The sequence below is a fragment of the Rhodococcus sp. A14 genome (genome assembly GCF_011603105.1).
Lineage (GTDB): Bacteria > Actinomycetota > Actinomycetes > Mycobacteriales > Mycobacteriaceae > Rhodococcus_F > Rhodococcus_F opacus.
On the sequence record NZ_JAAOQS010000009.1, the window covers coordinates 86,902 to 100,775 of the forward strand.

A 13,874-nucleotide genomic window follows, 5' to 3' on the forward strand; every position below is an offset into this window, starting at 1 on the left:
CACATGGAGTTGCGCCAGGTCGAGTATTTCCTTGCCGTCGTGGAACACGAAGGCATCAACGGGGCCGCTGCGTCGCTCGGCGTCGCACAGCCCACCATCTCGCAGGCGCTGCGCGGGCTCGAGCGGGAACTGGGTGTGCAACTGTTCCACCGCATCGGCCGGGGCATGGTGCTCAGCGCCGCAGGGCGCAGCATGGTCGGGCCGAGCAGGCAGATCCTGCGCGACGTCACCGCCGTCGAGGACCTCCTCGCCACCTCCGACGGGGCACTCGCCGGCCGACTGGACATCATGGCGTTTCCGGCGTTGGCGATCGGGCCCCTCGTCGACCTCGTCACCGAATTCCGGCGGACCCACCCGAAGGTGATGGTCCGGTTGGGTGAATTGAAAGACGAGGCACAGGCCGGGTCGCTGATCGAGGACGGCCACTGCGAATTCGTGGTGGCGCACCTCCCGCTCGACGACGCCCGCCTGGACGTCCTCGAACTCGGCGAACAGGAGTACTGGCTCGTGTACCCGCCGGGCACCGACGTGCCGGACGGTCCCGTTCCGCTCGCCGCACTCCCCGACATCCCGATGGTCTTCGTCCCCCGCGGCCACTCCGTCGCCAACGAGATCGAGGAATCGATCCGTCACGCCGGGGCACGCCCGACCCTCGCGGCGCTGTCCGATCACCGCGAGGCGCGACTTCCCCTGGTGCTCGCGGGAATCGGCGGAACCCTGCTGGAACGGTCGATCGCGGAGGCGGCCCAGGACCGTGCGGTGGTCCGCCGCGCGGAGCCGACGATCGCCCGCACCTTCGGGCTCGCATTCGATCCCGACATGCTCTCCCCGGTCGGGCACGCGTTCGTCGAACTCGTGCGGGCGGAAGGTTACAGCGCGAGCAGGTAGCTTTTTGCCGCGGCGTACTCGGAGACGAGCCGGTCGACGAGTTCCGCCGTCGGTTGCACGGAGCGCACGGTGCCGATCCCCTGTCCGGACCCCCAGATGTCGCGCCACGCCTTCGTTTTGGCGGTTCCGTCGCGGAAGCTCATGGCGGACGGGTCGGAGTGGGCGAGGTCGTTCGAGTCGAGTCCGGCGGCCTCGATGCTGCCGCGCAGGTAGTTGCCGTGCACGCCGGTGAACAGGTTGGAGTAGACGATGTCGGACGCGGTGGAGTCGACGATCATCTGCTTGTAGCCCTGGTCCGCGTCGGCCTCTTCGGTGGCGATGAACGCGGAGCCGATGTAGGCGAGGTCGGCGCCTGCGGCCTGCGCGGCGAGGACCGAGCGGCCGTGGGCGATGGAGCCCGACAACAGGACCGGCCCGTCGAACCATTCGCGGATCTCCTGGATCAACGCGAACGGCGACAGGGTGCCCGCGTGTCCGCCGGCACCGGCCGCGACGGCGATGAGGCCGTCGGCGCCCTTCTCCACGGCCTTCTTCGCGAACGTGTTGTTGATGACGTCGTGGAGGACGATGCCGCCGTAGCTGTGGATGGCCTCGTTGACGTCGGCGCGGGCGCCGAGGGACGTGATGACGATCGGGACCTGGAACTCGACGATGGTGGCGAGGTCCTCGTCGAGACGGTCGTTGCTCTGGTGGACGTTCAGGTTGACCGCGTACGGCGCGGACGGGGTCTCGGGGTTGTTGGCGTCGTGCTTGGCGAGGGCTTCGGTGATGCGGGTGAGCCATTCCCGCAACACCGGCTGCGGGCGGGCGTTCAGGGAGGGGAACGATCCGACGATGCCCGACGTCGACTGGGCGATCACCAGGTCGGGACCCGAGACGATGAACATCGGGGAGGCCACAGCCGGCAGGCGCAGGCGATCGGACAGCACGGAGGGTAGAGACATCGGTTCTCCTGATGAGGGGGAGTCTTCTGATGCAAGCACTTTCAGGTACCGACCAGTTCAGCACGCAGTCCGGGCGTGGACAAAGATACATCGCCGATGGTCCGGTTAATCGGAACCTATGACGCTCGGCGGTAACCATAGGTTTGACCTCATCCGGTGTATCCCAGAACGACATTGCGGCGGAGCGTCCCCGGTGATCGACTGGCTGGGCGGCACGGCGTCGACCACTCCGGCGTGCGCCGAGAACCGCGCCGACGTCTGGAGCCGCGTATGAGCATCGAAACCGTCACCTCGAACACGGGCACCGAATCCGCCGAACGCGACGTTCTGATCAGCCGGGACGGCGCGGTCGCGACGATCACCCTGAACCGGCCCACACGGCGCAACGCCATGACCCTCGACTCGTGGATCGCGTTGCGCGAGGCGCTCGGCGAACTCGCCCTCGACGACGCCACCCGCGTCGTGGTCCTCACCGGCGCAGGCAGCGACTTCTGCACCGGCGCAGACCTCGACAAGCGCACACCCATGCACCCGCTGAACCGCATGCGTCAGATCAATGCGACGGCACTGGCAGTCGCCGAGTTCCCCAAGCCACTGATCGCGAAGGTTCGCGGCTACGCCGTGGGAGCCGGCTGGAACCTGGCGCTGCTGTGCGACCTGCTCATCACCTCGCGCGACGCGCAGTTCAGCCAGATCTTCGCCAAGCGCGGCCTGTCGGTGGATTTCGGCGGCTCGTGGCTCCTGCCGCGCATGGTGGGACTGCACCGCGCGAAACGTCTGGTCATGCTCGCCGAGATGATCGACGCCGAGCAGGCGGATGCGCTGGGACTGGTCAGCGAGCTCGTCGAGCCGGACGAACTGGACGCCACGGTCGCCCGGTTCGCCACCCGTCTCGCGGCGGCACCGACGGTGGCCGTCATGCAGTCGACGCGACTGATCGAGGACGGCACGACGTCGTCGCTGCGGGACGCACTCGAGAACGAGGCGCGTTCGCAAGCGGTCAATTTTGCAACCGACGCTCCGGCCGCACTACGCGCATTCATCGAGAAGCGTCCCCCTGCGTTCAGCGGGGAGTGGCAGGTGCAGCAACCGTGATCGTCGGGCCGTCGATCGCACAGAAGCTGTGGCACAGCCGAGTGACGATCCGCGGCCCGCGTTCGGGATCGAACCACCGATCTATGTGCGCCCAGTGATAAGGGTGGGTCATATACGGCCCGAGCAGCCCGTCCAGGTTCGCGTACTCCTGCTCCCAGACGTGGGTCCACCGCGCGGAACCGGCCGATTCGTGCACCCAGCTCAGCTGCGAGGTCCCGATCGTGCGGACGTGGAGGTGCGCGATCACGTCTCCCCCGTTGATTCCGCCGGGCAGGGCCGGTGTCACGAGAACGCGCCGAGCCCGGGGAGCAGCGGCCTCACGCAATCGGCCGGCCAACACCGCACCGGTGGAGGCATCTGTGTCGGCGACGAGGTGAACGAGCTTGGTCACCTTGAACATCGGTCATCGCCTCCACATCCGCGGGCGAGCAGGAGACGGTGCGACGCCGGGTGGTGAGGAACTCGTCGGCGTCGGCCCACCAGTTGAGCACCTGTGCATCGTGGCGTGCGAGAAGGCTCTGCTGCCACCACGCGCGAGCGCCCCACAGAGTTGCTTCCACCCAGCGGGAGGAAAACGCTAGGTCGTCGCGGCGGCGAGTTGCTCGCGCAGCTTCGTCTTGAGGATCTTCCCGGCCGCCGACGTCGGCAGCTGCTCGACCACCACGACGTCGCGTACCTTCTTGTACGGCAGCACCCGCTCGGCGACGAACGCGGACACCGCATCCGGATCGATCGTCACGTCCGGCATCGGCACCACGAACGCCACCGGCTCCTGGCCGACGCTGCCGGCCTCCCTGCCGACGACGGCAGCCGAGGACACGTCCGGGTGCGAGACCAGAATCTCCTCGAGCTCACGCGGATACACGTTGTAGCCCTTGTAGATCAGCATGTCCTTGGTGCGGTCGCAGATGAACAGGTACCCGTCCTCGTCCAGGTAGGCGATGTCGCCGGTGTCGAGCCAGCCGTCGACGTACTGCTGCGCCGTGATCTCCGGATGGTTCAGGTAGCCGTCCGTGACCTGCGGGCCGCGGACCCACAGCTTGCCGCGGGTGCCGGCCTCCAGTAGGGCACCGGAGTCGTCCTGGGCACGAATCTGCACCTCCGTGTCGAACACCGGCAGCCCCACGCTGCCGAGCTTGTACGCGACGGAACCGGTCAACGGCGCGGAGGCGACCAGGCAGGTGCCCTCGGTCAGCCCGTACCCCTCGACCACGCTCGCCGACGGGAACGCCCGACCCAGCGCCTCGAGGGTCACATGATCGATCGGCGCCGCACCCGACGACACGACCCGCACCGAGTCGGTGTCGCGAACGGCGGCGTCGGGGTGGGTGGCGACGGCATGCCACATCGCCGGACTGCCGGTGATGTACGTGGCGCGGTGCGTCTCGATCAACTCCAGCATGCGGCCCGGCTCGAACCGTCCGGCGAACACCTGCGTCGCCCCGCACAGCAGCAGGAACGACATGTTGATCAGCGCGTGGGCGTGGAACAGCGGCGACACGACGACGGTCGCTCCGGCGCCGGGCATCACACCGCGGTCCCCGAGACTCTCGACGGGTCGCAGTTCGATCCCGCCGTCGGCGGTGGCGCGCACCTCGTGACCCGCACGCCAGGCGATCATCTGGGTCACGTTTGCGAGGACGTTGCGGTGCAGCACCCGGACACCTTTGGACAACCCGGTGGTGCCGCCCGTGTAGGCGAGGTGGGCGACGTCGTCCCCGGACACCTTCGGGGTGAACGGTGCGGTGGCGTACCCGCGGACGAACTCCTCGAACCCGAACTGACCGCGACCGACACCCGCGGGGAGTCCGGCCACCACGATGGTGCGGACGGTGGTGCCGCTCGCCGCCTCGGTGAGGGTGTCCAGTTGTGCGGGCTGGGTGACGGCGGCGACCGCCGCCGTGTCGACGATCTGCGAGCGCAGGCCGGGGCCGGGCTGCAGCGGGTTGACCAGGGTGACGGTCGCGCCGGCCCGCAGTGCGCCGTAGTAGGCCACGACGAATTCGATGCAGTTGCCGAGATGCAGGAGCACCACGTCACGCTCGGTCACCCCCGCGTCCCGCAGGGCGGCGGCGAACGCGCCCGACCGCTGGTCGAGTTCGCGGTAGGTGCACACCGTGTCGCCGTCGACCACCGCGGCCTTGTCTCCGTACAGGTCCGCCATGCCGGACGGGAACGCCGCCAACGTCAGGTCGGGGTAATGCAGTACCGGTGCAGCAGAATTCACGTTCGGTCCCTTACTCGTCAGCGAGGTGCCATGCGGATGGCACCGTCCAGGCGGATGGTCTCGCCGTTGAGGTAGCCGTTCTCGAGGATCTGGCAGGCGAGCTGCCCGAACTCACTGGGCTTGCCCAGACGCGACGGGTTGGGCACCGACTTCTCCAGCGACGCGCGCACATCGTCGCGCAGCCGGGCGAGGAGCGGGGTGTCCATGATTCCCGGGGCGATGGTGCACACCCGGATGTTGCGGCTGGCGAGGTCGCGGGCCGCGGTGACCGTCATGCCCACGATGCCGGCCTTCGATGCGGTGTAGTTGATCTGGCCGATCTGGCCTTCGAATGCGGCGACGGACGCCGTCAGCACGACCGCGCCGCGCTCGCCGTCGATCTCCTCCTGCCGCGCGATCCGTTCCGCTCCGAGGCGCAGGGCATTGAACGAGCCGACGAGGTTGAGCCGGATCACGAACTCGAAGTCCTCGACGGAACCTGCCTTGCCGTCGGAGTCGAGGATGCGCATTCGGCGGCCGGCCCCGGCGCAGTGCACGATGCCGCGCAGGCCACCGCGGTCGTCGGCGACGTCGAGGGCGGCCGCGAACTGCTCGGAATCGGTGACGTCGGCGGGAGCGAACTGGGCGGCGCTGCCCAATTCCTTCGCCGCCGCCTCACCGTCGGAGTTCGGGAGGTCGATGAGTGTGACCTGAGCGCCTGCGTCGACGAGGCGGCGTGCCGTCGCGAGTCCGAGACCGGATGCGCCGCCGGTGACCGCGGTCGAGATTCCCTTGAGTTCCATCGTGCGGGGGTTCCCTTCGAAAAGTGTTGTCGGATCAGAGAAGTTCGAGAATGGTGGCGTTGGCGAGGCCGCCCGCCTCGCACATGGTCTGCAGTCCGTACCGAATTCCGTTGTTCCGCATGTGGTGGACGAGTCGGGTCATGAGGATCGCGCCGGACCCGCCGAGCGGGTGACCGACTGCGATGGCGCCGCCGAGCGGGTTCAGCCGGTCCGTCGCGGCGCCGGTCTCCGCCTGCCACGCCAGCGGGACGGGGGCGAAGGCCTCGTTCACCTCGAACGCGCCGATGTCGTCGATCTTCAGTCCGGACCGGGTCAGTGCCTTCTCCGTCGCGGCGATGGGTCCGGTCAGCATGATCACCGGGTCGTCGCCGGCGACGGCGCAGGTGTGGATGCGGGCCATCGGGGTCAGACCGAGTTGCGCGGCCTTCTCGCTCGTCGTGACGAGCAGTGCACCGGCGCCGTCGGAGATCTGCGAGGAGTTGCCGGCGTGGATCACGCCGTCCTCCTTGAACACAGTCTTCAGCTTGCCGAGAGATTCGAGTGTGCCGCCGCGGCGGATCCCTTCGTCCCCGGCGAGGACGTCGGAGAGCGGTGCGAGTTGCCCGTCGAATGCGCCCCGGTCCGCGGCGTGCGCAGCGAGCTCGTGGGATCGCAGCGAGTACTCGTCCAGCACCTGACGGGAGAGCCCCCACTTCGCGGCCATCATCTCGGCGCCGGTGCCCTGGCTGAACCCGTCGACGCCGTACCGGTCGAGGACGGCCGCCGGGAAGTGTTCACCGTTCTTGCTCGCGCTGCCCATGGGAACCCGGCTCATGGACTCCACACCACCGGCGACGACGACGTCCTCGTGGCCGGCGATGACGGCGGCGGCGGCGAAGCTCACGGCCTGCTGGCTCGATCCGCAGGCCCGGGTGAGCGTGGTGCCCGGAACCGTCTCCGGCCAGCCGGCGGCGAGGACGGCGGTGCGGGCGACGTTGCCTGCCTGCTCCCCCACCTGGCTGACACAGCCCCAGACGACGTCGCCGATCTCCTCCGGGGAGAGACCGGTGCGCGCCACGAGGGCCTCGAGGACGTGCGCCGACAGATTGGCGGGGTGGATTCCGGACAGGGAACCGCCACGCCGCCCGATGGGCGTGCGGACGGCGTCGACGATCACTGCATCGCGCATGGTGTGTTCCTTCGATCTGAGGGGGTCACTCGAATCAATCACGGGCGATGTCGTCAGCACAACGACTTTCGGCCGATCACAGGGTTAGTTCGTGCCTATGTCCGCAGCGTCGCCCCGGACGAGTTTCTTGTCGCGCTCGGGGTTCGCGAAGACCAGGGCGCCGACGGCGCAGACGGCGGCGACGAGGCCGAGCGACTGGAACGCGGTGGCGTAACCCTCGGCGGGCGAGGCAGCCGCGTCGACGATCAGACCCGTCGCGTAGGGGGCGACGAGGCCGCCGATCGCCATGACGGCGAGGAAGACGCCCAGGGTGCCCGCGGTCTGACGGGGCGGGCAGATCTCCGAGATCGCCGCGTTGAGCAACGGGAACACCGACGCGGCGAAGCCGTAGCCGACGGAGACGACGAGGACGGCGACAGCGGGTGCGGTGATGGACGGGAGTGCCAGCAGGATCGCTCCGCAGATCAGCACCCCGACGGCGGGGACGATGACGCGGACGACGCGGGACGTCGAGCCGCGTGCGAGCAGACGGTCGCCGATCACGGACGAGAGCAACATCAGGATCAGCCCGGCGATGCTCGGGAATGCGAACATCGAGCCGGCCTGGAGTCGGCTGTATCCGAGGCCCACCTCGAAGTACGAGGGCAGCCACGTCAGAACCACGGCGACCAGCGCGTACACGCTCATGACGAGAAGCGCGCCGCTGATGAACGTGCGGGTCCGGAAGATGCGACCCCACGGCACCGCCGGTTCACCCGCGTCACCGGAGGCCGCGGAATCGGCGCCCTTGCCGCTGCGAATGTACGGGCCCTCGCTCCAGACGGTCAGCCATACGACGCACCACAGGACCCCGATGACCGCCAGCGCGACCAGCGCGTAGCGCCACCCGAACGTGACGGTCACGAATGCGAGAGCAGGCGCGACGGCGATCTTGGCGATGGACGCGGCACCGGCGAGCAGGGCGCTCGGCAGTCCGCGTTTGGCGGGTGCGTGCCACGAGTACGCCGCCGTGTGGAGCAGAGCCGAACTCGGACCTTCGGCGAGCCCGAGCAGCAGGCGGCTGACCAGCAGCACCGCGAAAGACGCGACGACCACGAGCGGGAGTATCGCGACGGACCAGGCGATCGCGAGCAGCAGCAGCGCCCACCGCAGCGACATCCAGCGGTTCAGCGCGCCGGCGAAGAACCCGCCGACGGTGAAGGTCAGGAAGAAGAGGCTTCCCACCAGCCCGATCTGCGAGGCGCTCAGTCCCAGCTCGTGGGCGAGGGGTTGGGCGATGATGCCGAGGACGGCCTTGTCTGCGTAGTTGACGACGTAGAGCAGCACGAGGAGCCCGGTCAGGCCCCAAGCGCGGCTGCGGGACTCGGAACCGATGGCGACGGTCCGGTCGAGGATGGCAGTGGAGCGGGTCACGTGGTGATCCCTTCGGAAGGCGTGGTGGCGTGGGTCACAGTGTCACGGTTCATTGAACGTACCGGGGTGCCCGCGATCAATACGCACTCGGCGAAGGCACCGGCTACGTCTGCCTATGAGTCGGCGGATTCGAGGAGCCTGGTGTGCATTGGAGTGCGCTATCCGACCGATAGCCGAACGCCCCTAGCCGGGCCCCGCCGAATCGGGCATTCTCATCCCATGAGCCGCCTCGCCCGGACGTTCGATCCGACGAACAGTCCGAGGTTCGGAAGATGATCATCGGCAAGGGCGTACCAGGCAGTTACGCACTGTAATTCGAAGGAGAAGACCCGTGCAGCGTACGGTGTTCAACGAAGATCACGACGCGTTCCGGAAGACGATCCGCGACTTCATCGCCAAGGAAGTCGCACCCGTCCACCACGAGTGGGAGGGCGAAGGGCATCCCCCGCGCGACTTCTACCGTCGTCTCGGGGAGCTCGGGGTGCTCGGCATCCAGGTGCCGGAGGAGTTCGGCGGCGCCGGTGAGAAGAGTTTCAAATTCGCCGCGGTGGTCGGTGAGGAGACGGCGGCCGCCGGAGTCACGTTCGGCAGCTATTCCGTCCACACCAACCTGATCCTGCCGTACCTGCTCGAGTACGCGAACGACGAGCAGAAGCAGCGATGGCTCCCCGGATTCGCGTCCGGCGACATCATGTTCGCCATCGCGATGACCGAGCCGGGCACCGGTTCGGACCTCGCGAACATCGCGACGTCGGCCAAGCTGTCCGAGGACGGGTCGCACTACGTCCTGAACGGCGCGAAGACGTTCATCACGGGTGGCGCGCTCGCCGACCGGATCCTCGTGGTGTGCCGCACCGCGCCCAGCACGCCCGAAGACCGCCGGGCGGGTCTGACGATCCTCGTCGTCGACACGACGTCCGAGGGTTTCGCGGTGGGTCGCAAGATCGAGAAGATCGGGCTGAAGGCCTCGGACACCGCCGAACTGTCGTTCACCGACGTGAAGGTGCCCGTGGCGGACCGCCTCGGCGACGAGGGGGCCGGTTTCAGCTACCTCACCCACAACCTCGCCCAGGAACGCCTCTCCATCGCGCTCGGCGGGTCGGCCACCGCGGCCGCCGCGCTGCAGCACGCGATCGCGTACGTCAAGGAGCGCAAGGTGTTCGGCAAGCCCGTCGCGGCGTTCCAGAACACCAAGTTCGTGCTCGCCGAGTGCGCCACCGAGGTCGAGGCGATCCAGCTGATGGCCGACCGCGCGCTCGAACTGCACGATGCCGGCGAACTCACGGTCGCGGATGCCGCGAAAGCGAAGCTGTTCTGCACCGAGGCCGCAGGCCGGGTCATCGACAAGTGCCTGCAACTGCACGGCGGGTACGGCTACATCCTCGAGTACCCCATCGCGCGTCTGTACGCGGACACCCGCGTCTCCCGCATCTACGGCGGCACGAGCGAGGTCATGAAGACGATCATCGCCAAGGATCTCGGCCTCTGACCCCACACACCAACAGTATGGGCGTACTGTTTCGGGCGAGGAGGACTACATGTGGGATCCGAACAAGTACCTCGCCTTCGCGGACCATCGCGGGCGCCCGTTCTACGAGTTGCTGTCGCGAGTCGACGCGCGGTCACCGCGCCGCGTCGTCGACCTCGGCTGCGGTCCGGGAAACCTGACCGTCAGCCTCGCCGAACGATGGCCGGACGCCGTCCTCGAGGCCTCCGACAGCTCACCCGAGATGGTCGAGGCCGCGCGTGAACGCGGCCTCGACGCCAGCAGGCAGGACGTGCGCGACTGGACGCCGGAGCCCGACACCGACGTCGTCGTCTCCAACGCCGCCCTGCAGTGGGTGCCCGAACACCGGGAGCTGTTGCGTCGCTGGCCGACTCAACTGCCGTCGGGGGCGTGGATCGCGGTGCAGGTTCCCGGCAACTTCGACGCGCCGTCGCACACGATCGTCCGGGCCCTCGCCTCGAGCGACCGGTGGTCCCGGTTGCTGCCGGACGTGCCGTTCCGCGAGAGCAAGGTCGTCGACGATCCCACCGACTACGCCGGTCTACTCGCCGACGCCGGGTGTGCCGTCGACGCGTGGGAGACCACGTACGTGCAACAGCTGACCGGGGAAAACCCGGTTCTGGAGTGGATCACCGGCACCGCGCTCCGCCCGGTCAAGGACGCCCTCGCGGCGCCGGAGTGGGACCGCTTCCGCGACGAGCTCGTCCCACTCCTCGACGCGGCATACCCCCGGCGACCGGACGGCAGCACGTTCTTCCCGTTCCGGCGCATCTTCGTCGTCGCCCAGGTGCAGTGATCGACCAGGTGCAGTGATCGACCGGCTCAGCCGTGATGTCTCCGGTACGCCGCGGCCGCGCCGGGATGCAGCGGAACCCCCGCGGTGACGATCAGCGACTGCCGGTCCAGGAACTGGCTGCCGGTCGCCTGATCCGGCACCAGTTCCGCCGCGTGGTCGATGAGCACCTCGACGATGGCCCCGGCGGCACTGTCGGACACGGCCGGGTCGGCGAGCAGCAGGTTCGCGAGACCGATCGTCGCGACCGACGTCTGCTGTCCGTACGTGCCGGGCGGAATCAGCACCGGCTCGTAGCGCGGGCCGAACCGCTCCCGCAGCAATTCCAGTTCGGCGGACAGGTCGAGTAGGCGCAGTGGGATTCCGAGATTCGCGAACGACGGGGTGGGCACTCCACCGGCCCACAGAACCGCGTCGACGGTGCCGTCACGCAGCGCCTGCCCCGCGTCGGTCATCGACAGGTGCAGACGGGTCACGTCGCCCGCACCCGCCAGACCCAGCACCTCGAGGATCCGCTCGCCCGTCAGTTCCGCGCCGGAGCCTGTGGCACCCAAGCTGATTCGGGCTCCTCTCAGCTGCGAGGTGTCCGCGATCCCGGAATCGGCGCGCACCGCGAGTTGCATGTAGTTCTCGTACACCTTGCCGATGGCGGTGAATCCGGCGCCGGCCTCGAGAGCCGATACGGCTGCGTCGGCGAGGCTCAGAGCCAGTTCCGCGTCTCCTGATGCCAGCGCCGCCAGATTGTCCATCGACCCCGCGGTGCGGACGGGGACGATGCTCACCGGCAGTGCGGCACGCTCCGCGGCCTGGGCCGTCAATTGGGCGAACTCCCAGAAGAATCCGCCCTCCTCACCGGCGGCGAGCCGCAGCGGATCGCGGCCGCTGTCCGAGCACGCGGCGAGCACCGAACCCGTGGCCGCGGTGGCTCCCACGGCGACGACGCCGCACAGAAGTGCGCGTCGCGTGATCACGGCGCCACCGCCGGAAGGGTCAGCGTCACCCGGAGCCCGTGTGGCTGCTGCGCAGCGATGGTCAGCGCCCCACCGCCGCCTTCGACGAGCGCGGTCGCGATGGACAGCCCGAGCCCGGTGCCCTGCTGCCCCGCCCCGGACCCGCGGAAGAAGCGTGACGACAATTTGCCGATCTCGTCCTCGCCGACCCCGACCCCGTCGTCGCTCACCCGGATCTCGATTCCCGCGGCGGACCGTCCCGTGTCGATCCGGACCGTCGAACCTCGACCGGCGTACTTGTGTGCGTTGCTGAGCAGGACGTCCAGGACCTGCGCCAGGTGGCTGGATCGGAAGTCGGCGACCAGCGGTTCGGCCGGTTCCCGGAGCACGAGGTCCATCGCCGATTCCCCGAGAGCCTCCGTCCAGGCGTCGGCACGGTCCGCGAGGACGGCACCGACGTCGCATCCGCCGTGCGCGGTCTCGTCGTCGGCGGATTCCGCGGGCGATTCGGCGACGGCGAGTGCCAGCAGTCCGTCGAGGATCCCGCCGAGCCGATCGACCTCCATCCCGGTCCGGCGGTAGGTCTCGGCCCCGGACTGGGAGACATGCGGGCCGAGGGAATCCAACCGGATGTGCAGGGCCGCGAGGGGGTTTCGAAGCTGATGGGCGGTGTCGGCGATCAGCTGCCGCTGCGCCTGACCGGACGCCTGGACGGCACCCGACATGGTGTCGAACGCCTTCGCGAGTTCCTGGACCTCGGGCGGGCCGCTGTACCGGCCGGTCGGCCGACCGGTGCTGCGGCGCACCCGCGGACGCGGCGACGGGACCGCGTCGGTGAGGGCCCCGACCCTGGCGGTGAGCGCCCCGAGCGGACGAACGGTCCACCGGGACAGCGCGATCGCGACCGCGGTGACCGCCGCCAGCGCGACGAGCGCCCCCGCGACGATCACCAGCCACGACGTCCGGATGGATTCACGTGCGGCGCGGGTGGACACGTCCAGGACCACGGCACCGTCCACCTGCGCTCCGGTGCCGACGGGTACGGCCGACAGGACACGGTCCGCCGACCACGGGGTCAGCGAACCGCTGATCCCCTGCTTCTGGTTGCGCAGTCCCGCCGTGACCGCCGCGGCGACGTCGGAGTCGTCCGGCGACAGTCCGGCTCCCGCGCGGAGGTTGCCTCTCGCGTCGACGATGAGGACGCCCTCGCCGTACAACTCGTGGTAGCGGGCCACCTCCTCCCGCAGCAGCGTGGTACTCCCGGGCGCCTGGGTCTGTCCGGCGAGGCTGGCGAAATGCGTCGCGTCCGCCTCCCGGCTCAGCCGCAGAGCCTGGGTTCTCCCGGCGCTGGTGGCCAGCGCCAGCGGAACGGCGAAGGCCACCACCGCGACGGCCGCGAACACCAGCAGAACGGCGAGTACACGGCGGCGCACGTCAGGTGCCCCAGCGGTAGCCGTACCCGCGGATGGTCGAGATGAGCCCGGGACGGCCCAGTTTCGCGCGCAGCCCGGTCATGTGCACGTCGAGGGTGCGTGAGATGGCCACGTACGCGTCGCCCCACACCGCATCCATCAGTTGCTGGCGACTCACGGCGGCGCCGGGACGGGTGACGAGCACCTCGAGAAGCTCGAACTCCTTGGCCGTCAACGCCACCGGAGCGCCGCCGACCTCCACCTCACGTGCCGCCAGATCGACCACCACGTCACCCTCGGTGACCGTCTGCTCGGCCGAGGCCGCGGTCGCGCGGCGGCGCTGGGTCACGACGTCGAGCCGGGCCAGCAATTCCGCGAGCCGCGCCGGCTTGACGAGGTAGTCGTCCGCACCGCCCCGCAGTCCCCGCACCACCGACCGTTCGTCGTCGCGGGCGGTGAGGATCACCACCGGAACGTCGCTGACGGCCCGCAGCTGCCGGAGCACCTGCAGGCCGTCCGCATCGGGGAGACCGAGGTCGAGGATCACCGCGTCCATACCGCGATGGCCGAGAAGGAGATCGGAGCCGCGCCGCATGCGCACCGCCTCGTGGCCGTGGGTGGCCAGTGCTTCCACGAGTGCGTCGCCGACTCCGTCGTCGTCCTCGACCACCGCGATCTGCACTTCTCTTCCCTTC

13 protein-coding genes are annotated in these 13,874 nt (G+C 69.1%); 4 read left to right on the forward strand and 9 right to left on the reverse strand.

The features are described from left to right. Positions 1–3: 3 nt before the first annotated feature. Positions 4–888 carry a LysR family transcriptional regulator gene (locus tag G9373_RS07735; RefSeq protein ID WP_005573573.1) on the forward strand — a complete coding sequence of 295 codons (885 nt, stop codon included), beginning with the start codon at positions 4–6 and terminating at the stop codon, positions 886–888. On the opposite strand, the gene G9373_RS07740 is transcribed toward G9373_RS07735, so the two are convergent. After that, positions 870–1,832 (reverse strand): nitronate monooxygenase family protein, encoded by a 963-nt coding sequence (locus tag G9373_RS07740; protein ID WP_120660482.1) that lies wholly within the window; start codon positions 1,830–1,832, stop codon positions 870–872. The two genes, G9373_RS07735 and G9373_RS07740, sit on opposite strands and share 19 nt — an antisense overlap. A 270-nt stretch (positions 1,833–2,102) precedes the next feature. Here G9373_RS07740 and G9373_RS07745 point away from each other — a divergent pair, with 270 nt between their 5' ends. Next, positions 2,103–2,927, forward strand: coding sequence for an enoyl-CoA hydratase-related protein (locus G9373_RS07745; RefSeq protein ID WP_005569548.1), 825 nt, complete (start codon positions 2,103–2,105; stop codon positions 2,925–2,927). Here the strand turns inward: G9373_RS07745 and G9373_RS07750 are convergent. From G9373_RS07750 to G9373_RS07770, 5 genes are all read right to left on the reverse strand, one after another. After that, the gene (locus G9373_RS07750; RefSeq protein WP_120660481.1) at positions 2,896–3,327 is read right to left on the reverse strand and encodes a hypothetical protein; all 432 of its coding nucleotides are present in this window, start codon (positions 3,325–3,327) and stop codon (positions 2,896–2,898) included. The two genes, G9373_RS07745 and G9373_RS07750, sit on opposite strands and share 32 nt — an antisense overlap. Positions 3,328–3,504: 177 nt before the next feature. Then, the gene (locus G9373_RS07755) at positions 3,505–5,154 is read right to left on the reverse strand and encodes an AMP-binding protein (RefSeq protein WP_005569544.1); all 1,650 of its coding nucleotides are present in this window, start codon (positions 5,152–5,154) and stop codon (positions 3,505–3,507) included. Positions 5,155–5,171: 17 nt separating this feature from the next. Then, positions 5,172–5,936, reverse strand: coding sequence for an SDR family NAD(P)-dependent oxidoreductase (locus tag G9373_RS07760; RefSeq protein ID WP_120660480.1), 765 nt, complete (start codon positions 5,934–5,936; stop codon positions 5,172–5,174). A gap of 34 nt (positions 5,937–5,970) precedes the next feature. Continuing rightward, on the reverse strand, positions 5,971–7,104 hold the full coding sequence (locus tag G9373_RS07765) for a thiolase family protein (RefSeq protein ID WP_120660479.1): 1,134 nt from the start codon (positions 7,102–7,104) through the stop codon (positions 5,971–5,973). A gap of 84 nt (positions 7,105–7,188) precedes the next feature. Then, positions 7,189–8,517: an MFS transporter gene (locus G9373_RS07770; RefSeq protein WP_005251536.1), complete on the reverse strand. Its 1,329-nt coding sequence runs from the start codon at positions 8,515–8,517 to the stop codon at positions 7,189–7,191. Positions 8,518–8,848: 331 nt separating this feature from the next. Between G9373_RS07770 and G9373_RS07775 the strand changes: the two genes are divergently transcribed. Both G9373_RS07775 and G9373_RS07780 read left to right on the forward strand, forming a co-directional pair. Further along, entirely contained in the window at positions 8,849–10,006 is a 1,158-nt protein-coding gene (locus tag G9373_RS07775) for an acyl-CoA dehydrogenase family protein (protein ID WP_167114549.1), read from the forward strand. A gap of 49 nt (positions 10,007–10,055) precedes the next feature. After that, positions 10,056–10,820: a trans-aconitate 2-methyltransferase gene (locus tag G9373_RS07780; RefSeq protein ID WP_005261385.1), complete on the forward strand. Its 765-nt coding sequence runs from the start codon at positions 10,056–10,058 to the stop codon at positions 10,818–10,820. A gap of 26 nt (positions 10,821–10,846) precedes the next feature. On the opposite strand, the gene G9373_RS07785 is transcribed toward G9373_RS07780, so the two are convergent. Genes G9373_RS07785 through G9373_RS07795 form a run of 3 tightly spaced genes read right to left on the reverse strand, consistent with a single transcriptional unit; the run spans position 10,847 to position 13,861 of the window. Next, positions 10,847–11,788, reverse strand: coding sequence for a TAXI family TRAP transporter solute-binding subunit (locus G9373_RS07785; protein ID WP_054245493.1), 942 nt, complete (start codon positions 11,786–11,788; stop codon positions 10,847–10,849). Beyond that, complete coding sequence (locus tag G9373_RS07790; protein ID WP_005261383.1) at positions 11,785–13,200, reverse strand: HAMP domain-containing sensor histidine kinase; 1,416 nt, start codon at positions 13,198–13,200, stop codon at positions 11,785–11,787. Before G9373_RS07790 ends, G9373_RS07785 begins: the two co-directional genes overlap by 4 nt. Position 13,201: 1 nt before the next feature. Beyond that, positions 13,202–13,861, reverse strand: a complete 660-nt coding sequence (locus tag G9373_RS07795; RefSeq protein WP_005261382.1) for a response regulator transcription factor — start codon at positions 13,859–13,861, stop codon at positions 13,202–13,204. Between the last annotated feature and the right edge of the window lie 13 nt (positions 13,862–13,874).